The 20,939-nt window shown below is 68.5% G+C and carries 22 protein-coding genes and 3 tRNA genes; 8 read left to right on the top strand and 17 right to left on the bottom strand.

What is annotated here, in order from left to right:
• Positions 1-29: 29 nt before the first annotated feature.
• Genes BJF89_RS19025 through BJF89_RS11520 form a run of 5 tightly spaced genes read right to left on the bottom strand, consistent with a single transcriptional unit; the run spans position 30 to position 3,041 of the window.
• Positions 30-443 (bottom strand): hypothetical protein, encoded by a 414-nt coding sequence (locus BJF89_RS19025; RefSeq protein ID WP_187344708.1) that lies wholly within the window; start codon positions 441-443, stop codon positions 30-32.
• On the bottom strand, positions 440-931 hold the full coding sequence (locus BJF89_RS19030; RefSeq protein WP_187344709.1) for a hypothetical protein: 492 nt from the start codon (positions 929-931) through the stop codon (positions 440-442). Before BJF89_RS19030 ends, BJF89_RS19025 begins: the two co-directional genes overlap by 4 nt.
• Entirely contained in the window at positions 915-1,619 is a 705-nt protein-coding gene (locus BJF89_RS11510) for a hypothetical protein (protein ID WP_075815050.1), read from the bottom strand. Before BJF89_RS11510 ends, BJF89_RS19030 begins: the two co-directional genes overlap by 17 nt.
• A gap of 43 nt (positions 1,620-1,662) precedes the next feature.
• Positions 1,663-2,514 (bottom strand): alpha/beta-hydrolase family protein, encoded by an 852-nt coding sequence (locus tag BJF89_RS11515; protein ID WP_083650745.1) that lies wholly within the window; start codon positions 2,512-2,514, stop codon positions 1,663-1,665.
• Complete coding sequence (locus BJF89_RS11520; RefSeq protein ID WP_075815052.1) at positions 2,514-3,041, bottom strand: hypothetical protein; 528 nt, start codon at positions 3,039-3,041, stop codon at positions 2,514-2,516. The genes BJF89_RS11515 and BJF89_RS11520 overlap by 1 nt, the downstream gene beginning before the upstream one ends.
• Positions 3,042-3,154: 113 nt before the next feature.
• Between BJF89_RS11520 and BJF89_RS11525 the strand changes: the two genes are divergently transcribed.
• Together BJF89_RS11525 and BJF89_RS11530 are read left to right on the top strand one after the other, a co-directional pair.
• Positions 3,155-4,387 carry a sensor histidine kinase gene (locus BJF89_RS11525; RefSeq protein WP_083650686.1) on the top strand — a complete coding sequence of 411 codons (1,233 nt, stop codon included), beginning with the start codon at positions 3,155-3,157 and terminating at the stop codon, positions 4,385-4,387.
• Between the two features lie 10 nt (positions 4,388-4,397).
• Entirely contained in the window at positions 4,398-5,069 is a 672-nt protein-coding gene (locus tag BJF89_RS11530) for a response regulator transcription factor (protein WP_075815320.1), read from the top strand.
• Here BJF89_RS11530 and BJF89_RS11535 read toward each other — a convergent pair.
• Entirely contained in the window at positions 5,016-6,362 is a 1,347-nt protein-coding gene (locus BJF89_RS11535) for a hypothetical protein (protein WP_075815322.1), read from the bottom strand. The two genes, BJF89_RS11530 and BJF89_RS11535, sit on opposite strands and share 54 nt — an antisense overlap.
• Positions 6,363-6,406: 44 nt before the next feature.
• Between BJF89_RS11535 and BJF89_RS11540 the strand changes: the two genes are divergently transcribed.
• Entirely contained in the window at positions 6,407-7,201 is a 795-nt protein-coding gene (locus BJF89_RS11540; RefSeq protein WP_075815054.1) for an alpha/beta fold hydrolase, read from the top strand.
• Positions 7,202-7,274: 73 nt separating this feature from the next.
• On the opposite strand, the gene BJF89_RS11545 is transcribed toward BJF89_RS11540, so the two are convergent.
• From BJF89_RS11545 to BJF89_RS11560, 4 genes are all read right to left on the bottom strand, one after another.
• Positions 7,275-7,347 (bottom strand) — tRNA-Arg (locus BJF89_RS11545).
• Positions 7,348-7,423: 76 nt separating this feature from the next.
• A complete protein-coding gene (locus BJF89_RS11550; protein ID WP_075815056.1) occupies positions 7,424-8,185 on the bottom strand; it encodes an SDR family oxidoreductase in 762 nt (253 codons plus the stop codon).
• A 106-nt stretch (positions 8,186-8,291) separates the two neighbouring features.
• Positions 8,292-8,364 (bottom strand) — tRNA-Arg (locus BJF89_RS11555).
• Positions 8,365-8,542: 178 nt separating this feature from the next.
• Positions 8,543-8,634 (bottom strand) — tRNA-Ser (locus BJF89_RS11560).
• A gap of 84 nt (positions 8,635-8,718) precedes the next feature.
• Between BJF89_RS11560 and BJF89_RS11565 the strand changes: the two genes are divergently transcribed.
• Together BJF89_RS11565 and BJF89_RS11570 are read left to right on the top strand one after the other, a co-directional pair.
• Positions 8,719-9,801 (top strand): histidinol-phosphate transaminase, encoded by a 1,083-nt coding sequence (locus tag BJF89_RS11565; protein ID WP_075815058.1) that lies wholly within the window; start codon positions 8,719-8,721, stop codon positions 9,799-9,801.
• A 34-nt stretch (positions 9,802-9,835) separates the two neighbouring features.
• Positions 9,836-10,423 (top strand): hypothetical protein, encoded by a 588-nt coding sequence (locus tag BJF89_RS11570; protein WP_255372617.1) that lies wholly within the window; start codon positions 9,836-9,838, stop codon positions 10,421-10,423.
• Here the strand turns inward: BJF89_RS11570 and BJF89_RS11575 are convergent.
• The 3 genes from BJF89_RS11575 to BJF89_RS11585 are packed head-to-tail and all read right to left on the bottom strand — an operon-like array spanning position 10,420 to position 13,943.
• The gene (locus tag BJF89_RS11575; protein ID WP_075815062.1) at positions 10,420-11,022 is read right to left on the bottom strand and encodes a septum formation family protein; all 603 of its coding nucleotides are present in this window, start codon (positions 11,020-11,022) and stop codon (positions 10,420-10,422) included. The two genes, BJF89_RS11570 and BJF89_RS11575, sit on opposite strands and share 4 nt — an antisense overlap.
• 16 nt (positions 11,023-11,038) lie before the next feature.
• The gene (locus tag BJF89_RS11580; protein ID WP_075815064.1) at positions 11,039-12,406 is read right to left on the bottom strand and encodes a cyclopropane-fatty-acyl-phospholipid synthase family protein; all 1,368 of its coding nucleotides are present in this window, start codon (positions 12,404-12,406) and stop codon (positions 11,039-11,041) included.
• A gap of 58 nt (positions 12,407-12,464) precedes the next feature.
• A complete protein-coding gene (locus BJF89_RS11585) occupies positions 12,465-13,943 on the bottom strand; it encodes an FAD-binding oxidoreductase (RefSeq protein WP_075815066.1) in 1,479 nt (492 codons plus the stop codon).
• 84 nt (positions 13,944-14,027) lie between these two features.
• Between BJF89_RS11585 and BJF89_RS11590 the strand changes: the two genes are divergently transcribed.
• The gene (locus BJF89_RS11590; protein WP_075815068.1) at positions 14,028-16,454 is read left to right on the top strand and encodes an ATP-dependent RNA helicase; all 2,427 of its coding nucleotides are present in this window, start codon (positions 14,028-14,030) and stop codon (positions 16,452-16,454) included.
• A 3-nt stretch (positions 16,455-16,457) separates the two neighbouring features.
• On the opposite strand, the gene BJF89_RS11595 is transcribed toward BJF89_RS11590, so the two are convergent.
• A complete protein-coding gene (locus BJF89_RS11595) occupies positions 16,458-16,859 on the bottom strand; it encodes a DUF488 domain-containing protein (protein ID WP_255372618.1) in 402 nt (133 codons plus the stop codon).
• Between the two features lie 73 nt (positions 16,860-16,932).
• On the opposite strand from BJF89_RS11595, the gene BJF89_RS11600 reads away from it, so the two are divergent.
• On the top strand, positions 16,933-18,159 hold the full coding sequence (locus tag BJF89_RS11600) for an HNH endonuclease signature motif containing protein (RefSeq protein ID WP_075815072.1): 1,227 nt from the start codon (positions 16,933-16,935) through the stop codon (positions 18,157-18,159).
• A 64-nt stretch (positions 18,160-18,223) separates the two neighbouring features.
• On the opposite strand, the gene BJF89_RS11605 is transcribed toward BJF89_RS11600, so the two are convergent.
• Positions 18,224-18,529, bottom strand: coding sequence for a GlsB/YeaQ/YmgE family stress response membrane protein (locus BJF89_RS11605; RefSeq protein ID WP_075815074.1), 306 nt, complete (start codon positions 18,527-18,529; stop codon positions 18,224-18,226).
• A gap of 47 nt (positions 18,530-18,576) precedes the next feature.
• Positions 18,577-19,317, bottom strand: coding sequence for a hypothetical protein (locus tag BJF89_RS11610; protein WP_075815076.1), 741 nt, complete (start codon positions 19,315-19,317; stop codon positions 18,577-18,579).
• A 64-nt stretch (positions 19,318-19,381) separates the two neighbouring features.
• Here BJF89_RS11610 and BJF89_RS11615 point away from each other — a divergent pair, with 64 nt between their 5' ends.
• Entirely contained in the window at positions 19,382-19,951 is a 570-nt protein-coding gene (locus tag BJF89_RS11615; RefSeq protein ID WP_075815078.1) for a TetR/AcrR family transcriptional regulator, read from the top strand.
• 7 nt (positions 19,952-19,958) lie between these two features.
• Here BJF89_RS11615 and BJF89_RS11620 read toward each other — a convergent pair whose 3' ends face one another.
• Entirely contained in the window at positions 19,959-20,912 is a 954-nt protein-coding gene (locus BJF89_RS11620; RefSeq protein ID WP_075815080.1) for a nitronate monooxygenase family protein, read from the bottom strand.
• Between the last annotated feature and the right edge of the window lie 27 nt (positions 20,913-20,939).

Genomic DNA, 20,939 nt, shown 5'->3' on the forward strand with positions numbered 1-20,939 from the left:
CATCGACACTAGCCCACGCCGTGGCGATTTCAGCAGTCGCCGTCCGCGGCCACCCCGTGAGCACCGGTGACAGTGTCCCGGACCGATTCAACGACCTGGTCGAGCACCCCCTGCGCGGACTGGTAGCTGCCGTCCGTCGCGGTGGCGGCGACGGCGACAGGCACCATCGTGCCGTCGTGCGCGGGGATCAGACCGAACTGGCGGAGCAGGTACGTCCCGTCCTCGCCCGGTCCCCAACCGCCCTTGAACCGGGCCCCGTCGAACCGCCCGAGCCCGTAGGACTGGTCGGCGCTCACCTGCCCCATCGCGTCGAGGACGGGGTCCGAGCCACTGATGCAGCGCAACCCCGAGGCGAAGGTGGCCTGGTCGTCGAGTGTCCAGGTGGTCTGCCCGAACGTGCTGAACTCGGCACGCCGCTTCTCCGCAGGCACCGTGGTCGTCATGTCGCCACCCTCGCGCAGGACGTCCTGAACGGCCGCAGCGGCGTCCTGCGGGTCGCCGAGGACGCCCAGAGCGCCTCGGCCGCGTCATTGTCGGAGACGGTGATCGCCTGGCGCATCTGCCCGACAAGGGTCTCGTCACCCGGCGCGTTGTTCAGTGCGGCGATCGCCAGCGGCACCTTGCTCGTGGACCACGCCGCGTCCGCGAGATCCGCCAGGGATCCGCCGGAGCGTCCGTCCCCGGCATCGAGCAGCACCACCCCGGCCTCTCCTGCGACGTCGGGGAGGTCCAGTGCCCCGTTGTCCTCCGTCGGCCCGGGTTCACTGTCCGTCGTCGGGGCAGGGCCCGTGGTGACCTGTACGGTCGCCGCGTCCGAGGTCACGGTCGGACTGTCGCGGTCGACGTCGCCGATGACGCACCCGGTGAGCAGCAGTGACGTCGCCACGACCCCGGACGCGGCCCACGCCGCGCGGCTACGCAATGTAGACATTCGCGTTGTTCCCTCCGGCGCAGTGGACGTAGCTTCCTTCGTCGGTGCAGGTCATCTGGTAGCTGTCACCGGTCACGGGGCTGCGCACGTCGATGGTCTGGTCGGTCTCCCGGTTGTCGAGGTAGGCGTCGACGAATGCGTTGCGGACGGCCTCGGCGAACTCGTCGCTGGTGTAGTTGTCACCGGAGGGCGGTGACTTGTAGACGGAGTTGAAGTCGCCGGTGGGCTCGTTATTCCGTGCGGCGTCGTTCACCGGTTCGGCGCCGGACGGCAGTTCCGGCCGGTCGGGCCGGTCGGCGCTGCCGGTCTCCGAGGGGGGCTCCTCGCTGGTCGCCTCGTCCGTCGCCTCACCGGACGGCGGCGCGGACTGACTCGTCATCGGTGCCGGTGCCGCCGCGTCATCGGACCCCGAACCGAAGAGGTCGTCCCATTTCCACACCAGCAGGGCGGCGACGAGGACGATGATCAGCACCGGGATGACCACCAGGAGGATCCGCCCGGCCGACGAGCCACCCGGATCGTGGGGCTGCCGCGGGGAGGGCGGCTGCCCCCAGTCGGGTTGGCCTCCGGCGGCCTGCCCCCACTGCGGGTAAGGGTTCTGGGCGCCGCCGGGGGAGGGACGGAACTCACGGGTGGAGTCGTCACCGTGCCCGCTGTCCCTGCGTCCCCAGCCGTCGTTCTCAGCCATCGTCAGCCCTTACCTTTCCGCACACGGGATTCTTCGGTGCGTTTCAGTGTAGGGCACCGGAACGGGGCGTGACGCACCCGACCGGTGGCAGCACCGCCCGGTAGCTGTGCCGGGTCCCGGGCGTGGAGGAGGCCGAACCCGGCAGGTCGGCCAGGACGCCGACCGCCGCCAGCGGGTTGACGGCGAGACCCGGGTTCAGTTTCGCCACCGGGTCGTCGTCGTTGATCTGGTCGACGGTGCACCTGTCCTGCTCCGGTGCGTTGACGGTGCCGGGACGCCCCTGCCACAACTGGGCCGCCACCGGCGCTGTCACGTTCTTCACGGCCGCGGTCCCCGCCCCCACGCCGAGGCTCTGGCCCTGCACGATCACGTCCGGCCGCCGGTCCTCCGGTAGTCCCTCAATCCGGTCCAGCACCTCCTGCAGCAACGCCGTCGCGGAGGACTCCGCCAGATCGGGCCGCATCAGGTAGGCCACCGCCGAAGGGGTATGGGCGTAGCGGACGGACACCGTGGCGACGTCACCGTCGGCCCAGTCCTCCACGGCGTCGACCTGGTCCGGGTCGACCCAGCCGGAGCCGGTCGGCAGGGCGATCATCACCACGTCCTTGGCGAAGCCCCCGTCCGCGACCAGCGCGTCGACGGTCTCCCTCGCCGCGACGTCGACGTCCTTCCCGGGGTAGTCGCCGAAGACACGCACCGCGCCCACCGGAGAGGTCTCGGTGAGGATGTCGCGGGGGTGCTGCATCAGCGGCCCCTCGTCGAAGGCCCACCACGTCGCCCCGGCCAGCGGCCCCGCCGCCTGCCACAGGATGAGTCCGATCAGGACCAGCACCCAGCGGTGTCGCACGCGGGGGGTTTCCGACACCACCGGCGCCTGTACCCTGTCCTGCTGCATCACCACGGGAACCACTCCTCGACCGGGGCGCCGTTGTGCTGCCGCAGGGTGTTGGCCGCGACGGCGGCATGGGCGACGCCGGCCATCGCCCGGCATCCGGCGGCCCCGTCGCACGAGGCCCGCATCTGCTCGGCCATCTGCCGGTCGAGGTCGCGGCGCGTGTGCTCCGGGATCGTCTCACCGGTGCGGTCGGCGACCCGCAGCAGGTCGTACCCCAGGTCATGGGTCATGCACGCCGGCTCAAAGGAGGCCGGCAGAGGCACCGGCGACGAGCAGTCCCCGGCGGGGTTGGTGGCGTGCCCGTCCTGTGTGCCCGGCCGGTAACCGAGTTCGGCGACCAGGTCCTCCGGGAAGTAGGACGTCCCCGTCACACCCGCGGCGAGCGTGTCGGCGGCGGCGATCGCGCCGACGGTGCGTACGGCGGGGCTCGGCTCGGCCGCCGAACCGACGGGTGGGACGGCGGCCCCGACGACCAGGGCGGCGGCCGCCAGGGAGGCGGAGGCGAGGATCCTTCTGCTGCGTGTCATGGTCCGGAACGCTAGGGAGCGGGGTCCGCCGCGGGGATCCCTCTGCGGAGTGATTGTCGATCTCACTCTCCAGGGGGATCCGGGTCACCCGCCCGCCGACTAGCGTCTCTTCCATGAGACGCACGAAGAACCCGGCCACCCCGCCCCGCACGTCCCGTACCTCCCGTCTGGCCCCGGTGGTCCGTCCGGTGCGGAACGTGCTGGACCGTGCCGCAGCCCATGCCGGTGTTCCCCCGCTCATCCTGTTCCTCGTGGTCGTCTTCACGGCGATCCTCTTCGCCGTCGCCTGGCCGACGTACTTCGTGACCCATTCGCTGCACGCCGCGATCGTTCCACTGCTGGCGGTGGTGGGAACGTGGCCGGTGCTGGTGTCGCTGTGGCGGCCCTGGCCGTCGTGGCTGGCGGTGGCGCTGGCCTGCCTGGTGAGTGTGCCGCTGCGCAGCGAGCCGGGTTTCATGCTCGGCTGGCCGGTGCCGTTCCACCTCGCGCTGGCATTCACCCTGGCTGCGGTGGTGGTGCGTGGCTCACGTGACGCCGTGGCCGTCGCCGTGGCCGGCACGCTGGCGCTGATGCTGTTCAACCCCGGGGAGGTCGTCGTCGGCTGGATCGTGGGGACGCTGGTGTGGACCGTGGTGTGCCTGCTGCTCCGCTGGCTGCTGGCGTCCCGGCGGGACCTGCGCCGCGAGGAGACCCGGACCAGTGAGCAGTCCGAGATGCGGGTCATGGCCGAGGAACGCAACCGTCTGGCCCGGGACCTGCATGACGTCGTGGCACACCAGATGTCCATGATCGTGGTGCAGGCGCAGTCCGCCCCCTACCGTCTGCAGGGCGTCACCCCGGCGATCCACGCCGAGTTCGACTCCCTGTCCGACACCGCACGCGAAGCACTCAACCAGGTCCGCGAACTGCTCGGCGTGCTGCGCAGCGACGCCGAATCCGGGGCGACGACGCCGGTCGGCTCCGACCAGATCGGTCCGACACTGCAGGCGGCACGTCGGGCGGGGATGGACATCACCTGGACGATCGACCCGGCGGCAGGCACGCTCGACGACACGACCGGGATCGTCCTGCACCGGGTGCTGCAGGAGTCCCTGTCGAACGCCTCCCGCCACGCCCCCGGTGGCACGGTGCTGGTCGACCTGGCCCTGCAGGACGGATGGGCGACGCTCACCGTGGACAACGGGCCGGCCACCGCCGGTGCCCTCGTCCCCCCGGAACACAGCGGTGGCGCGGGGATCCAGGGCATGTCCGCCCGTGTGCGCACCGTCGGCGGCACCTTCACCGCGCTGCCCGCCGCGGACGGCGGATTCACCGTCACCGCGGGGGTCCCCCTCGGTGCCCGGTAACGTGTCCGACATGACCGCACAATCCGACACCACCGTGCTTGTCGTCGACGACCAGGCGATGGTGCGCCAGGGATTCGCCGCCCTGTTGAACTCACGTGAGGGGATCACCGCCGTCGGGGACGCCGCCGACGGCGCACAGGCGGTCGAGCAGGTGGCCCGTCTGCGCCCGGACGTGGTGTTCATGGACGTACGCATGCCGGTGATGGACGGGCTCGAGGCCGCCCGACGCATCCTGTCCCTCGGTCTGGACCCCGCCCCACGGATCATCATGCTCACCACGTTCGACCTCGACGACTACGTCTACGAGGCGCTGCGCATCGGCTGTTCGGGGTTCCTGCTGAAGGACGCGCCCGCCGACGAGCTCGCACGGGCCGTCCGGCTGTCCGTCACCGGCGAGGCGCTGCTCGCCCCGACGGTCACCCGCCGCCTCATCGCCGACGCCGTCGCACGCTCGCCGCGCACCCCACCCCGTCGGGCGTCCACCGACATCGCGTCACTGACGCCCCGGGAGCTCGAGACCGTCGAACAGATCGCGACGGGACGCTCCAACGCCGAGATCGCCACCGCCCTGTTCATCTCGGAGGAGACGGTGAAGACACACGTCCGGAAGGTGCTGCAGAAGCTGCAGCTACGCGACCGGGCTCAGGTCGTGGTCTTCGCCTACGAGAACGGTGTCGTCTGACCCGCCTGCGACCGCGCGCACCCCCGTGGCGACCCGCTGTGCCCACTCCCCGACGTTGGCCACCGCCGACGGTGTCCCCGGGTAGCGCACGCGCAGGTGCATACCGTCGTCATTGAGGACGAACCACGCCATCACCCCGTCGGTCCGGATCCACGCCGACACGTGCTGGGGACGTGCCTCCGCCGGCACCTGCACCGGCAGCCGACGGTTGTCCAACCACGACAGCGCGAACATGCCCGGGGTGTTGGGCATCCCTCCCCACGGCCGCAGCAACGGTTCCAGCGGGTACGAGCTCAACGCGATGGCCTCACGGACGGCCGTGTCGCAGTCGGGAGGGTCGGTGGAGTCGCACTCCAGCACGGAGTTGGTGATGAACCACCCCACCGAATCCGCCCACCGTGCCGGGTCGTCCGCCGGTCCCCGGCGGGAGTGGACGGGGAACACGGCACGCAGAGCGCCGGCATGCATGTCCTGGTTGACCCTGGTCAGGACACTGACAGCCAACGGCAGCAGCCGGACGCCCCGTCGGACGGCGGCGGCCTCCAGGCGGGCCACCCCGTCCGCGTCCAGCACGTCGATGACCTCCACGACCTCGTCACAGGGCTCGGAGATGTCGCCGAGGCTCAGCGGGAAGACCGGCATCTCGCCGTCACGGGTGTCCATGATCCTGCGCCACCGGTCACGGATGTCGTCCGGGGCCGGTGGCAGGGCCTCCAGGGCGCGGGTGTGCTCGGCGAAAGACGGCACAGACGGCAACTCGTCCCCGTCGTCCACTGCGGCAAGCATGTCACGTACCAGCACCAGCAATGACCAGGCGTCGGTGTGGCTGTGGTCCAGGCCGATCACCGCTGTGCAGGTACCGTCGCCGTGGTCCACGACCGCCAGGCGGTGGGACGGTGTCCCGAAAGGCTCGCAGGCCACGTCGAACACGCCCCGCAGGACGGTGCGGGGGTCCGAGGTGCCGTCGCCGACACGCTCCCACCGTCCCCCGGTGATCTCCACGGGGTGAACCCGTACCTGCGCGCCCTCCTTCCGCAGGACGGTGCGTAATGTCCCGTGACGCTGCACCACCCGCCGCCATGCCTCGGCGAGGCGTCCCCGCCCCACCGGAGGCACGGCGAAGGCCACGGCCATCCAGCTTCCCGGACGGGACCCCGCGGCAGCATGCCTGGCCTGGTCGAAGGAGGGGGTGCTCCCGGCGGCGGCACTGTCCGGGGCGGTGGTCACGGTGGGTTCGAACACGTGCACCTGCCCTGCGGCGAGCTCCATACGGGCTACAGTTGTCAGTCTCATACCCACGGACGATAGGGCCGTGGGATTACGTACGGATTTCCTGCATGAGTCACGCATTAGACACCCTCGCCCACGACATCTGGGGCCCCGTCGACGGCACCCCCGTCGTCCAGCTCCACGGACTGACGTCCAGCCGCGCCCGCGACGTCGCCCTCGGACTCGACCTCACCGCAGGTCAGGACGCACTGCGCGTCCTGCGCTATGACGCCCGCGGACACGGCCGGTCACCGGGACCCGCACATCCCGCGGCCTACCGGTGGACCGCGCTGGCGAAGGACCTGGAGCAGGTCAGCGAGGAGTTCTCCCCCGAGGCACCGGTCCACGCCGTCGGTCAGTCCATGGGTGCGGCGACGATCCTGACCTCTGCGGCGGCGGGAAAGAGCTACGCCTCCATGACGCTGTGCATTCCCCCCACGGCATGGGAACTGCGCGGTGACCGGGCCGGCATGTACGAACGCTCCGCCCGGTTCGTCGAGGACCACGGGCTGGCCGCCTACGCCGAAACGACCCGTGCCGAACCCGCCCCGCCCGCACGCAGCACGGAAGTGCCCTTCACCATGCCGGACGTCCCGGAGACCCTGTTGCCCACGGTCTTCCGTGGCGCCGCGGGAAATGACCTGCCCTCCCGGGACCGCATCGCCGCCCTCGGCGAACGGCGTATCCCGACCCTCATCCTGGCGTGGATCGGCGACCCGGCGCATCCGGTGGCCGTGGCCGAGGAGCTCCACGCCCTCCTGCCGGGGTCGCAGCTGCTGACCGCCTACTCTCCGCAGGACGTGGCCCGGTGGCCCGACGTCATCGGCGCCTTCATCCACACCGCCGCGAAGTTCGGTCGCTGAGGCGAACCACAGAAACGAGAAAACCCCCAGGCCACAGCGTGTGTGACCTGGGGGTTCTCCGTCGAGAAAAGCGTGCGCCCGGAGGGATTCGAACCCCCAACCTTCTGATCCGTAGTCAGATGCTCTATCCGTTGAGCTACGGGCGCGCCGTTGCATCTCTGCAACGAGACTACAGCCTACACGCCGACCCGGAAAGCACCAAAGCACCAGGTGGACATCCGTTTACACCACCTTGGACACGAGCTTCAGCGGCATGACCCTGAGCACCGGGCCGATCAACCGCCAGGGCCAGCCCGGCACGAGCGACCGACGTTTCCGTGACTCGATCGCCGCCATCATGGAGCGCACCCCGGTCTGCGTGTCGACCATGAAGCGGGTCTTCTGCTCGACCTTCTCGTTCATCTCCGAGCGGATGTACCCGGGCAGCAGGACGGTCACGTCGACGGGCACGCCGGACGCCAGTATCTCCGACTGCAGCCCCTCCCCCAGGTTCGCCACGAAGGCCTTCGTCGCCCCGTAGGTCGTCATGGCCTTCCGGTTACCGCGCAGGGCGGTCACCGAGGAGACGAGGACGAGGTGACCGGCGCTCCTCGCGCGGAAGATCTCCATGGCCGCCTCCGCCTGGGCCAGCGCGCCCAGCGCGTTGGTCGTGGCGGTCTCCCGGTTCGCCTCCGGCTGCCCGGACCCGATCTTGCGTCCCTTACCCAGGCCGGCATTGACGACGATGCGGTCGAGACCCCCGTCGGCGTCCCTCTCCGCCTGCTGGAAGACGGTGCGCACCGCGTCCGGGTCAGTCACGTCCAGCGCATAGGTACGCACTGAGACACCGGGGCAGGACGAGGCGATCTCGGCGGACAGTTCATCGAGCCGCTCCGTCCTGCGGGCACAGAGGGCGAGGTCGTGGCCGAGGGCGGCGGACTGGCGGGCGAGTTCGGCTCCGAGCCCGGAACTGGCGCCGGTGATCAGCGTGGTGAAGGTAGTCATGGACCGACGGTAGCAGCGCTCCCTCACCCCCGGAGCGGAAATCGAGCGAGCCCCCTGTCCGCGATGCCGAAACATCACTGACAGGGGGCTCAACCCAAGAAAAGCGTGCGCCCGGAGGGATTCGAACCCCCAACCTTCTGATCCGTAGTCAGATGCTCTATCCGTTGAGCTACGGGCGCGACGCTGTTTCCAGCGACTCCAGAATCCCCGGCACACCACCAGACGGGACGTGTCACGCGGTCCCGGGGTACACCACACACCCCGTATAGCGGGACCGCGCCCTGAATGTCCGGTAACTCACCACAAGAACCGGACGGCTGACGACACGCCCTCACGAAAAGCCTGAGGAAACTGAAGTGGCGGAGGCGAGAGGATTTGAACCTCCGGTCCGCCGTTAAGCAGACAACTCATTAGCAGTGAGTCCCATTCGGCCGCTCTGGCACGCCTCCATGCCGTCACGTGTGACGACGCATCGAACGATACATCAGGCCCCCGCATCAGATCAAAATCAGCCGGAGACTAGGCTGAAACCCATGATCCGTGCCGACCTTTCCACCCTGCCCCCGTACGTCCCCGGCAGCCCCAACGGACTTCCGCTCAAGCTGTCCAGCAACGAGTCGTCGCTCGGCCCGTTGCCGGGGGTCACCCGCGCGGCAGCGGAGGCGCTGGCCAGCGCGAACCGCTATCCGGACATGGTCGCCTACGACCTGCGCAGCACCATCGCCGACTGGCTGGCCGGCCCGTCGTCGCTGCTCCTGGACGCCGAGAACATCGCGGTGGGTGCGGGCTCGTCCGCCCTGATCCAGCAGGCCGTCCAGGCGACGTGCCGCGGTGGCGAGGTCGGCGACGAGGTCGTCTACCCGTGGCGCAGCTTCGAGGCCTACCCCATCCTCGCCCGGGTGGCCGGCGCCGAGGCCGTGGAGGTCCCGCTGACCCCGGACCACCGCAACGACCTGCCCGGCCTGGCCGCAGCGGTGACCGAGAAGACGCGTCTGGTGATCGTCTGCAACCCCAACAACCCCTCGGGCACGACGGTGACGCGTGAGGAACTCATCACCTTCCTCGACGCCGTCCCGTCCGAGGTCCAGGTCCTGCTGGACGAGGCGTACGTGGAGTACGTCCGCGAAGACGGGTTCCCCGACGGGCTGGGCCTGCTCGCCGACTACCCGAATCTGGCGGTCGCACGGACGTTCTCGAAGGCCTACGGTCTGGCGGGCCTGCGTGTCGGGTACCTGGTCGGCCGCGCCGAGTTCATCGAGGCAGTGAACAAGGTCTGCATCCCGTTCAGCGTCAACGCCGTCGCACAGGCCGCTGCGGTGGCGAGCATCGGGGCGAAGGACGAGTTGCTCGCCCGCACGGACGAGACCGTGGCCCAGCGCACCCGCGTCCTGGAGCACATCCCGGAGGACTGGCGGATCGGTTCAGAAGCCAATTTCGTGTGGCTTGACCTCGGGGAGCGGGCACGCGCCTTCGAGGAGGCGATCGCCGGGTACGGCATCGCCGTGCGCTGTTTCGACGGAGAGGGCGTGCGTGTCACCGTGACCGACGCAGCCGAGACCGATGTCGTCGTGGAGGCGCTGGACGCCCTGGCGCCGGAGTTCTTCCCACGACGGTAACCGTCCGGAAACACCCCGGGCGAGGATGGGCACCATGTACACACCACCGTTCTCCCCGCTGTTCGCCACCCGCCCGGCAGCCTCTCCGGCGGTCCGGGACGTCCGGAGCTTCAACTCGGCCCCGGCAGAGCAACTGACCACCCTGTTGTCCTTCATGACCGCGAGCCGCGAGCTGGCCCGCACCATCGTCGTCGGACGTCCCTACCTCGATGCTGCGGACGTCTACTCGGCGGCGTCGCGGGCCCTGGTCACCCTGCCCACCCCGTTGGTGGAAGGCATCGTCGAATCCCACCAGCCGGTCGACCGCGTCCCCCTCGTCGAGGACGCATGGACGGCCGGGGACATCTCCGACGAACAGCTGTCCGACCTGCGCGAGGCCGCGCTGGGCTACGCTGCGGCGCAGGGTCACCTGTTCATCGCCGACCCGGCGGTATGGGGCTCACCGGAGGCTGTGACGATGATCCCTCCCCGCACCGGCCCGGACATCGGAGCCGTGGTTGAGGCCCTCGGCGAGGACGTTGACCGACGGCTCCGTCTTCCCGGCGCAGACGCCTGGGCGCTCACCGTCGCGCACCTGGAGGAGTCCAACCGACAGAAACTGGTGACCCTGCTCGAGCGTTAGCGCCAGCTCTGTTCGAGGGTCCCGTCGATCTGCTCGAGGTTGGGGTCGGTGACGACACAGGTCACGGTCCGGTCCTCCTGCGCCCAGCTCTCCTTGGACGGCATCATCGTGACGACGTCCAGCGTCGACTCGGGGAATCCGATGCCGACATATCCGGTGAAGGCGTCGCCCCCGCAGATCGCGCCGGCCTCCTGGCCCAACGGCTCATTGCCGGGGAAGAGGTTCTTACCCGCGATATCCGCCTGTGCGTACACCTCGCCGGTGTGGGGTCCGCCGCAGTCGACGACGTCGATGTCGCCGGTCCCGTCGAGCTGGTCCATGTCAGCCACGCAGTCGCCGATCGCCAGGCCCCGGGCGCCGGGCGCGTCGGGGTCGGTCTCCACCGGCTCGGCATCGGGCTGGTCGGGATCCTCCGGTGCCTCAGACCCAGACCCGGTTTCAGGGGCGGATTCCGGCACGGGCTTGTCCGGCGGCGCTTCGGTGTCCACGACGGGTGTCGTCGCTTCGCCGTCCTGCTCCGTATCGCCGATGGTGCAGGCTCCGAGCAGCAACGGTGTGCACAGCACCGCCACCGCAGCGCCTCTGGTGATCGTTCTCATCGTCCCGACGTTACCGTCAGGACCGCCACCACTGGCGGACCGGCACCCCGGAACTGCCGGCCGCGTCCGGCTTCACGCCGAGGACCTGGTGGAGCTGAATCACGTTGTGCTCGAAGCCCCACTCCGACCCCGCCATGTAGAGCCCGAAGAGACGCGCCGTCTCCTCACCGACGAGGTGGACGGCCTGGTCCCAGTTGGTGGCCAGCAGTTCACACCAGTCATGCAGGGTGCGCTGGTAGTGCGGCCGGAGGTTCTCCTCGTGGACGACGTCGAAACCCGTGTCCTGCATGATCGTGATGATCCTGCCCGAACCGGTGAGCTCCCCGTCGGGGAAGATGTAGCGGTCGATGAACTGGCCGGTCTTCGTCTTCCTGTTGTGCGGGCGGGTGATGCAGTGGTTCAGCATCCGACCGCCGGGGCGAAGCTTGGCGAAGAGGCGGGTGAAGTAGTCCTCGTAGTTGGGCACGCCGATGTGCTCGAGGATGCCGATGGCGCTGACCGCGTCGAAGTCGGACTCGGGCACGTCACGGTAGTCCATGCACCGGACCTCGGCGAGGTCCTGGAGCCCCTCTTCCTCGATCTTGGCCTTGCCCCATTCGTACTGTTCCCGGGAGAGAGTGACTCCGATGGCTTTCACGCCCTGGCGGGCGGCGTAGCGCACCATGCCGCCCCACCCGCAGCCGACGTCCAGCAGTCGGTCACCCGGGTTGAGCCGCAGCTTGTCGAAGACAAGGCGGTGTTTGTTGTCCTGTGCCTGGGTGAGCGGTCCGTTGGCCGCCGTGCCCTTCTCCCACGCGTCGTACCGCCAGTCTCCGGCGGCTCCGGTGATCTGGATCTCCCCCTCGAACTCGGGGTAGTAGCCGCAGGTGTAGGCCATCGAGTCGCCGAGGAAGAGTTCGTAGAAGTCATTGCCCACGTCGTAGTGGCGGCTCACGACCTCCTTGTCACGTTCCGGGGAATGCCTGGACAGCCCCTCGAGGATGGCCCGCTTCCACCCGGGCAGCGTCTCCTGCTCCGGTGCCGGCTGCAGCTTGATCGCCCCCATCGTCTTCAACGAACGGGCGATATCCAGCAGGTCTTTCGCCGAGGGACGTCGGATCTGGTCGTAAAGGTGCTGAAGGTGGTCGAAGACGAGGTACGGGTGCCCGGGCTCGTCACCGGTGACCCGGAGGCTTCCGGTGATGTAGGCACGGGCCAGTCCCAGGTCCCCGGGCGCGGTGACGATGTAGGCCAGCGCGTCCGGCGACGTGATCTCCAGTTGCAGTTCTGCGTCTGCCGGCCCGGCGGTGGATCCGTCGAAGGCGGTCACCCGGAACGGGGCCGGTGGTGTGATGACCTTGTCCACGATCTGTCCCACTGTCAGTGGCGTGAATCCCCTGCTCATCTCTCTCCTCTTGGTCATCGTGCGTAATCGTGCTTGTCGTGCGTGCCGCGGCGTGTCGTCAGACGCCGCTCACGGTCTTCTCGTACAGCCCGGGGAACCGGTCGTCCGGGTCGAAGACCGCCTTCAGTTGTGCGGGACGGTCGCCGCCGTACAGGGCGGCGAACTGTTCCTCGGAGTAGAACGCCTCGGAGTACAACGACTTGTGCCCACCGAGGTCGGAGACGACCCGCTCCACCTCCCGGTTGAAGGCCCCGGTCGGGGCGTCCTTCCCCATGAGATCGACGGGCACCGAGCTCCAGAATCCCACATTGACCCAGGTGTCGCCCGGTGACAACGGGTACAGGGGCCACGGCGTCCGCTCGCCCGAATCGTCGGCCAGCCGGATGGGGCACAGCCACACCGGTTCGATCTCGCAGTGGGTGAAGAACCATGTGAGGAACTCCGGCAGGTTGTCGGGGGTGACCTCGATGTCCTGGACGACACGTTCACGTGCGGGCCGGTTGTTGTGTGCTTCGATCCGGTCGGCGATGTCGAAGCGGCGGTCCCAGCCGATGATCTTCCAGTAGAAGCTCGACCGCAACAGGTCCCGGGGCCACAGGGTCCGGATGGTGGGGTTCTGGGTGCCGAAGGCCCGGTTGCACCAGAACCAGTCGACGTCCCACCGCCAGAGGTAGTCGCGGACGGTCAACTTGTCGCGGAGGACACCCGACGGGTGCTGGAGGGAGCGGTAGTAGCTGCGCTCGCGGGTGTAGTCGCTGGTGGGGCCGGGTTCGCTGGTCGCCCGCCCCAGGACGAGGTAGCTCTCCTCCAGGCTGAAGACCACACCGTCGAGATAGTCGACGCGTTCACCGTCGTACTCCTTGTCCACGACGATACGGTCGAGGGCGTCGGTGAGCGACTGGACATCGTCGAAGCGCACGTGCCGCAGGTCGACATAGGGTTCCACCTGTTCGCACCGCACCTTCAACCGCACACTGTACCCCAGCGAACCGTAGGAGTTGGGGAAGCCGCGGTACAGGTCAGCGTTCCGGGTCGGCGAGCAGGTGAGGATGTCCCCGGTGCCGGTGAGGACGTCCATCTCCAGGACGGCCTCGTGCGGCAGGCCGTTGCGGAAGGACGTGGACTCCACGCCCATGCCGGTCACCGCGCCGCCGAGGGTGATGGTCTTCAGCTGCGGGACGACGGTGGGTGCCAGGCCGTACGGCAGCAGAACATCCACCAGATCCTCGTAGGTGCACATTCCCTGGACATCCGCGGTGCCTTCAACGGGATCGACAGCGATGACGCCGTGCAGTCCCGACACGTCGAGTCCGACCGCCTCACCGGAACGTCCGCGGAAGAGGTTGGACGTTTTCTTCGCCAACCGCACGCGGCGCCCGGCGGGAACCGCGTCGAAACTGGCCTTGAGTCGCTCCACGGCCTGCTCGTGTGCGTACCACCCGACCGGGGCGAGTTCCCGCTGGTCAAGTCCATTTCCTATGCGTACCGCGTCGGTGATCCTGCCGGCGACGGTCACAGCTTTCTCCTTCAGGCTCATAAGTAGCCACTGTAGACCTCTTATCAGAACCATGCCGACACCACTCCGCCTTGATTCCACCCCTCGCCCGTTACGCTGAATCGTGTGACTGACCTTCCTTTCGCCGCCGGGCGGGCCGCCCTGCTGGATGCCCTGCGTGCCGGTGGCACTGCTGTGGTCCAGGCCCCGCCGGGCACCGGCAAGACCACGTTGGCTCCGCAGTACGTGCTCGACCATGTCACGGAGACCTCACCGGGGCGCGTCATCGTCACCCAGCCTCGGCGCGTCGCCGCACGCGGCTCCGCTGCCAGGATCGCCGCCCTACGTGGAAGCGCACTCGGCGGCGAGGTGGGTTACACCGTGCGCGGCGACCGGAAGGCCGGCGCCGACACGGTGATCGAGATGGTGACCCCGGGCGTCCTGCTCCGGCGGCTGCTCGCCGACCCTGACCTGGACGGTGTCGCCGCGGTCGTCATCGACGAGATTCACGAACGGCACCTCGAGTCTGACCTGGTGTTCGCCATGCTCGCCCAGGTGCGGGAACTACGGGACGACCTCACTGTCGTCGCCATGTCAGCGACGGTGGAGGCGTCGCGCTTCGCGACGCTGCTCGGTGGTCCGGACGGCCCGGCGCCGCTGGTCGACGTCCCCTCCCCCATCCACCCGCTCGACCTCAGGTACGCCGACTCCGCCACCTCTATGGTCAACCGGGACCGTCGGGCACACCATGCTGTCGCCGATCTGGTGGAGGCGACGGTCCGACGTGCCCTGGACGACACGGCGACGACAGGGGGTGATGTACTCGCCTTCGTCCCCACGATCAGAGACACAGAAACCGTGACCGCCAGGCTGTCGACCCGGGGCATTCCCGCCTCGTCGCTGCACGGGCGGTTGTCGACGGCCGAGCAGTCCCGCATCGTCGGTGGACATGACGACGCACAACGCCGCGTGATCATCGCGACAGACGTCGCGGAATCCTCCCTCACGGTCCCCGGGGTCCGGGTCGTCGTGGATTCCTGCCTCGCGCGGGTGTCCCGGCGCGACACGACCCGTGGCATGTCCGTCCTCGTCACCGAGACGGCGAGCCAGGCGTCCTGCACCCAGCGCGCCGGACGGGCCGGCCGCGAAGGTCCGGGGACGGTGTACCGCTGCATCACCGCCGAACAGTTCGCCAAGACACCCGGGTATGCGCCGCCGGCGGTCACGACCAGCGACCTGACCGGCGCACTGCTGGACGTCGCATGCTGGGGGTCGCCCCGGGGTGCGGATCTGCCGCTGCCCGATCCGTTCCCGCCGGCGGCGACAGAGGCGGCGGAACGGACGCTGCAGTCCATCGGCGCGGTGGACGCGCGGGGACACGTCACGGACGTCGGACGCCGACTCGCGGCGATCCCGACGGACCCACGGATCGCTCGCGGAGGACTCGAGGCATGCCGCCGCGTGGACGTGCGTACCGTCGCTGCCGTGCTCAGCGTGGTGGACGACGGCACCCGCGTACCCGACCTCGCCGCCGCCGTCCGTGCCGTCCGGCGGCAGGACCCGGTGACACGACGTTTCGAACGGCTGCTGTCCCCCACCGCCACGAAGACCCCGGACCTGGCCGGGGACGACGCCGTAGCCTATACCCTCGCCTGCGCATTCCCCGGTTTGATCGCCCGACGGGTCGACGATTCGTCCCGCTACCTGACAGCCTCGGGCACCGGCGTGGTGTGGCGGGACGGACGGGCACCCTCCAGCGAATGGATTGCGGTCGCCGACTTGTCGAGGAGTCCCGGCGGAGCCACCGACGCCGTCGTCCACACGGCGGTTCCGGTGCCTCGTGACCTCGCCTTCACCGCGGCGGCACCCCTGCTCACCGACGAGGTGACGTGCACGTGGCTTCCCGGAGGCGTCGCGGGCAAACTCCAGGCCCGTCGGGTCCGACGTCTCGGCGCGATCGAGCTGTCCTCCACTCCGGTGCCGGTGAAAGACATCAGCGCCGACGACCGGGCCACTGCGGTGCGGTCCGGCCTGCAGACCCACGGCCTGGACGTCCTGGAGTGGTCCAGGCATGCCCGTGATCTGCGACGACGCATCCAGTACCTGCACAACCACGGGATCCCCGGATATCCGGACGTACGCCACGGCGACGGAAAATTCGTGGATTTCGTCGTTCCTGACCTGGCCGCGGGAAGACGTCCGGATCTGGTGGGCCTGCTTCGCGGCCTGGTCCCCTGGGACCAGCCGGTCGACGAGCTCGCACCCGAGTCGCTGACGCTCCCGGCCGGGCGTACCGTCCGGATCACCTACCCGGAAAGCGATGCCGCGGCTGACACCCCCGCTGTGGTCGCGACAAAGCTCCAGGACTGCTTCGGCCTACGCCGCTCTCCGGAGATCGCGGGACGCCGGGTCCAGTTCCAGCTGCTGTCCCCGGCAGGTCGACCGGTGGCCATCACCGACGATCTCGGCGGCTTCTGGGAGGGTGCGTACAGCGACGTTCGACGGGATCTGCGCGGGCGCTACCCGAAGCACTCCTGGCCGGAGAGTCCGTGACGGTCACCCTTCCTGCATGTGCTCGCCCAGCCAGTCACGGAGCACCCGTGCGTGCGTGTGTTCGGTGTCTTTCCCTGCGAACAGGAGATGAACGTCCCGGTGTTTCAACTCGTCCCGGATGTCGGTGAGCGCATCGTCCAGCTCACCGTCCGCATGCCGCTGGTCAAGTTCAGACCGGTAGGCGTCGCCGAACTGAGTCCAGCTCAGGGCGTCCCCGTGAAAATCCTTCCTGAGCTGTGCAGAAGGAGCGAGTTCCTTGGGCCACCCTGACAGTGGAAGACTGTCCTTCGACACTCCGCGGGGCCATAGGCGGTCAACGAGGAACCTCGCTCCGGCGACATGGTCTCCGTTGCGGACGTCGTACACACGTGCAATGTCGAGAGTGCCCATTTTTCTCCCTGTCATTCGAACATACTGTTGATTGTGTCCGCGTCCCAGTATACACTTCAAGAAACAAACATAGAGGGGGCGGGGGACAGTGACAACAGCGACGGGGACGGTCGGGGCGGACATTGACGCCATTCAACTCCACCTGAACAAGGGGGAGATGGTGCTTGTCGCCCACCTGATGAAGATCCCCCGGGACGCACGCATGGCCGCCGCGACGGCACTTCGCGGCCGGTCCCGCGCTGATGCGCTACGGTTCGCCCATTCGGGCGAACTCGCCTACCGGAACATCGAACTCTTCGCCGCCGTCGTCGGTAGTGGTGTCGTCACCGCCGAACACCTCGACCTGATCTGGGGCCGCCTCAACCGGCAGCTGGTCACCGTCCCGGCCACCCGTCAGGACGAGATCCTCGGCCACCTGGATACAGCGGTGAACGTGCATGTCACCCCGTGGCTGCGGAACGCCGTGACGCCGGTGTCACTGACTGAGCTCCGGGACCGCGTCGACGAGGCGATCCTGGACATCGCCCCCGGACTCGCCGCCGAGACCGCCATCGCCGAGGAGGATTCCGCGACCCTGCGGCGTCGGCGGAACACCTTCATCTTCACTGCCGGGTGTGAGACCACCAGCGCGGCGATCGACGCCGGGTTGGAGAAGAGGATGCGCGAGCTGCTCGCCGGACTGCGCCGGGAGCACTCCCTGACCGACGAGGACGAACGCACTCCCCTGCCGACCCCGTCCCAGCTTAAGGCGCAGATCCTGATGGAGCTGCTGGGCAATACGCCGGAGACCATGACGATCCGGGTGAACCTCTATCGAGCGACCCTGGACGGTATCCACGGAACCGGTGCCGGATATGTCGCCGATGTCGGTTGGATCAACGCCCGGACAGCGGACCGTTTCGAAGAGGCTGCGACCACCGTCAAGGAGATTCCGGTCGACCCCGCCGAGCACCCGGAATCCGACGGCTACCCCTTCCTCCTGCAGGACCGGAACTACCTCGAGGGGCGTGACGCCACCTGCAGGTTCCCGCAGTGCACCGTTCCGGCGAACCTGTGCGAGAACGACCACATCGAGAATTCGCCGTTCACCGACCCCACCAGCAACGGCCCCACCAGTGTGCGCAACGGTCAGAAGCTCTGCCGCGCCCACCACCGCCTGAAGACCGAAGGGACGTGGACCTGTTCCACCCCGGACGACGGGTTCACCATCGACTGGGTGGACCCTGCCGGCCGGAGCCACACCACCCACGCCACCGGCCCGTTGGCCCGGGCCTGGCTACGCAGCCAGGGGAAAACGGACGAGCCACCCGACTGACCACCCGGCATCAGAAAGCCCCCGCACCGTAGGTGCAGGGGCTACAGATGCTGTCCGAAGTCAGCTACCGCTTCCTGTTGCCGGTGACCAGACCGACGAGGAAAAGAAGGATGATCGAGCCGAGCAGGCAGGTGAAGAAGCTGAAGATCCAGCCTCCGCCCGCGACATCCACGTTGAACTTGGTGAGCAGCCAACCTCCGAGGAGACCGCCGATAACGCCGACGACGATGTTGAGGATGATGCCCATCTGGGCGTCGGTCCCCATGATCTTGGATCCGATCCATCCGGCGAGACCGCCGATGATGATCCAACCGATGAAACTCAAGGGAGGAGCCGATTCAGCTGCAAGAATGAGTGTGTTGGTGTCCATGGCACCGTTCTTACCCTATTTCAGCATAAATGTGGCTGATGGGGTGATCAGTACCCGTCATCCATGGCGACCAGGTGCAGTTCCTCGGACACCCGGCCGGCCAGGGCACCGTCCTCCCACAGGGTTTTGACCACGGTCTCACTACTTCCGTCGGGCAGTGACGGAACCGCCCCGACGAGGCCTTCCCGCACATGCCGGAACACACGGCACTGCGCCTGCCGTCGCGCGAATGGCACGGGTGCGATGTCCCGCCCGGTGTGGTGCTGGATGTCCGGGATCAGTCCCCAGCTACTGCGGTAGATGTCGTAGCCCTCGAGTTCTTCACTGTTGTCCAGCATCAGCGTGTCATCGACGTGGATCCGGTCGTAGTTCGGGGCCTCGGTCTCGTCCACACACTCGAGCTGCTCGTTGTCGAGGAAACTCACCCACATCGTGGTGTGCGTACCGGGCTGACGGTGCGGGGCGGCTGCAATGTAACCACGTGGGCTGACGTGCGCGGTGAACGCCGTCGTCGTGTCGGGGACGCAGGCCCGGATGAACGGGACCACCGGGGACACCCCGTTGTTCCGCAGCTTCGTGCGCATCACCCCCGGCGAAGCATTCGAGCCGACGGCGACCACAGGTGTGCGGTCGAGGTCGTCGGCGATTCCCACCAGGCCGACCTCACCGGGGAAGTACCCTTCGGCGGTCAGCGTCCCGGACGAGGTGGGCCACGGTCCGGGGTACAGCCACGGGGTGGCTGTGAGGTCGACTTCAAGACAGGGGGCGTGCTCAGGTGCAGCAGTCATGGCACTTTCCACCCTACGCCACCCTGCGCATTCGTCACACCAGTCACAGGATACGATCTGGTACATGCGTACAACGACCCGCCGGGACGAGATCTTCGACGCCGTGGACCGGCTCATCGGCAGAGAAGGAATTCCGGCGGTGAGCATGCGGGCCGTCGCCGCCGAAGCCGGTGTCTCCCTCCGCCTGGTCCAGTACTACGGCACGGACAAGAACACGCTTCTCTCGGCGTCTCTGCAACGGCTGTCGGACCGGAGCATCCGTCGGTGGCGTGAGCAGCGCACGACGAGCGCGTCTCTGCGTTCCGTCATCGAGGGGTACTTCGCCGCCACCCTGCCGGTCGACGAAGAGACCTGCGCCTTCCACCGGATCAGCGTGTCCATGGAGCTCATGGCGGTCACCGGAACCGAGCCCGCCGCGTCGGCGTACCGCCGCCACCTCGCCGCGACCGGTGACGAGTTCACCGTGGCATGCCTGGACGCCATCCCGGAACTCGGGGAGGACACCGCCGGAAGCATCGTCGACACGGCGATGGCCCTCGGACACGGGCTGGGCTCACTGCTGATGGCGGGACGTATCAGTGAGGAGTCCGCACGTGCCACCGTGGCGGCGATGGTCGCCGACCTGCCGGACTGATGCGGAGTCAGAACCGTTTCAGCAGGTCGTGAGCCTCCTGCGCCATGCGGGCCACCGTCTCCCCGGCGGGCTCGCGTTGCCGCACCAGCCCGACGCCCTGCCCGGCGTGCAGTTTGAGATCGTCCGCGTAGGGGCCGCCGGGAGCCCTCGCCGCAACGAGTTCCTCATCGGTCGCGGAGTCGTCGCCAATGTACCGGTCGACGAAGTCATTACGCACCGTCCTCGTCGGCCAGGCCTCGATATCCCAGCCGACCTGCTCGGCACGGTCGTAGATCCCGGTCAGCACGGTGTTACGGGATGATGCAGCCACCGCCGCCGCCTTGAGTTCGTCCGAACCCGCGGATTCGGGGGACGCGAGCAGCGCCGTCCCGATCCAGGCGGCGTCCGCACCGGCGGCGAGGACGGCGGCGAGACCACGCCCGGTCCCCACCCCGCCGGCCACGGCGACCGGCACACCTGGCGCATGCGCGGCGGTGTAGTTCAGTACCTGCTGCATCAACGGCATCGTCCCGATACGCCCGGTATGCCCGCCGGCGTCCGTCCCCTGGACGCACAGCACATCCACCTCCGCCTCGAGAGCCTGACGGACCTGGGGCATGTCATTGACAGGCGCCACCACGCTGACCCCGGCCGCGTGCGCGCGGGCCACCCACGGCGACGGGTCGCCGAAGGCCAGCGACACCACGGTCGGGTTGGCGTCCAACGCCGCGGTGAAGACCTCGTCTGTCAGCGCCCAGACCATCAGCCCGATGCCGAAGTTCCCTCCCCTGCCGGCGATCTCGGCCTGCTCACGGATCCATTCCGGGGACGTCGACGCACCCACCCCGATCATCCCGAGTCCACCGGCCCTGCTCACGGCGGCGGCGAGGTCACCACCGGCGCGTCCTGCCATCGGGGCGCCGATGATCGGCAGGTCGATGCCCCACAGTCTCGTCAGCAACGTGTCGGGTAGCTGTGTCACGGTGGTCCTCCGTCTTCCTTTCCCCGT

The organism is Corynebacterium sp. CNJ-954 (assembly GCF_001942345.1).
GTDB lineage: Bacteria > Actinomycetota > Actinomycetes > Mycobacteriales > Mycobacteriaceae > Corynebacterium.

Bases quoted from the DNA above. Each gene is read 5' to 3' on its own strand.
- BJF89_RS19025 (WP_187344708.1), bottom strand. From the start codon at position 443: ATGACGACCACGGTGCCTGCGGAGAAGCGGCGTGCCGAGTTCAGCACG.
- BJF89_RS11510 (WP_075815050.1), bottom strand. From the start codon at position 1,619: ATGGCTGAGAACGACGGCTGGGGACGCAGGGACAGCGGGCACGGTGAC.
- BJF89_RS11525 (WP_083650686.1), top strand. From the start codon at position 3,155: ATGAGACGCACGAAGAACCCGGCCACCCCGCCCCGCACGTCCCGTACC.
- BJF89_RS11575 (WP_075815062.1), bottom strand. From the start codon at position 11,022: ATGAGAACGATCACCAGAGGCGCTGCGGTGGCGGTGCTGTGCACACCG.
- BJF89_RS11540 (WP_075815054.1), top strand. From the start codon at position 6,407: ATGAGTCACGCATTAGACACCCTCGCCCACGACATCTGGGGCCCCGTC.
- BJF89_RS11585 (WP_075815066.1), bottom strand. From the start codon at position 13,943: ATGAGCCTGAAGGAGAAAGCTGTGACCGTCGCCGGCAGGATCACCGAC.
- BJF89_RS11615 (WP_075815078.1), top strand. From the start codon at position 19,382: ATGCGTACAACGACCCGCCGGGACGAGATCTTCGACGCCGTGGACCGG.
- BJF89_RS11580 (WP_075815064.1), bottom strand. From the start codon at position 12,406: ATGAGCAGGGGATTCACGCCACTGACAGTGGGACAGATCGTGGACAAG.
- BJF89_RS11550 (WP_075815056.1), bottom strand. From the start codon at position 8,185: ATGACTACCTTCACCACGCTGATCACCGGCGCCAGTTCCGGGCTCGGA.
- BJF89_RS11565 (WP_075815058.1), top strand. From the start codon at position 8,719: ATGATCCGTGCCGACCTTTCCACCCTGCCCCCGTACGTCCCCGGCAGC.
- BJF89_RS11610 (WP_075815076.1), bottom strand. From the start codon at position 19,317: ATGACTGCTGCACCTGAGCACGCCCCCTGTCTTGAAGTCGACCTCACA.
- BJF89_RS11530 (WP_075815320.1), top strand. From the start codon at position 4,398: ATGACCGCACAATCCGACACCACCGTGCTTGTCGTCGACGACCAGGCG.
- BJF89_RS11520 (WP_075815052.1), bottom strand. From the start codon at position 3,041: ATGACACGCAGCAGAAGGATCCTCGCCTCCGCCTCCCTGGCGGCCGCC.
- BJF89_RS11535 (WP_075815322.1), bottom strand. From the start codon at position 6,362: ATGAGACTGACAACTGTAGCCCGTATGGAGCTCGCCGCAGGGCAGGTG.
- BJF89_RS19030 (WP_187344709.1), bottom strand. From the start codon at position 931: ATGTCTACATTGCGTAGCCGCGCGGCGTGGGCCGCGTCCGGGGTCGTG.
- BJF89_RS11515 (WP_083650745.1), bottom strand. From the start codon at position 2,514: ATGCAGCAGGACAGGGTACAGGCGCCGGTGGTGTCGGAAACCCCCCGC.
- BJF89_RS11595 (WP_255372618.1), bottom strand. From the start codon at position 16,859: ATGACAGGGAGAAAAATGGGCACTCTCGACATTGCACGTGTGTACGAC.
- BJF89_RS11605 (WP_075815074.1), bottom strand. From the start codon at position 18,529: ATGGACACCAACACACTCATTCTTGCAGCTGAATCGGCTCCTCCCTTG.
- BJF89_RS11570 (WP_255372617.1), top strand. From the start codon at position 9,836: ATGTACACACCACCGTTCTCCCCGCTGTTCGCCACCCGCCCGGCAGCC.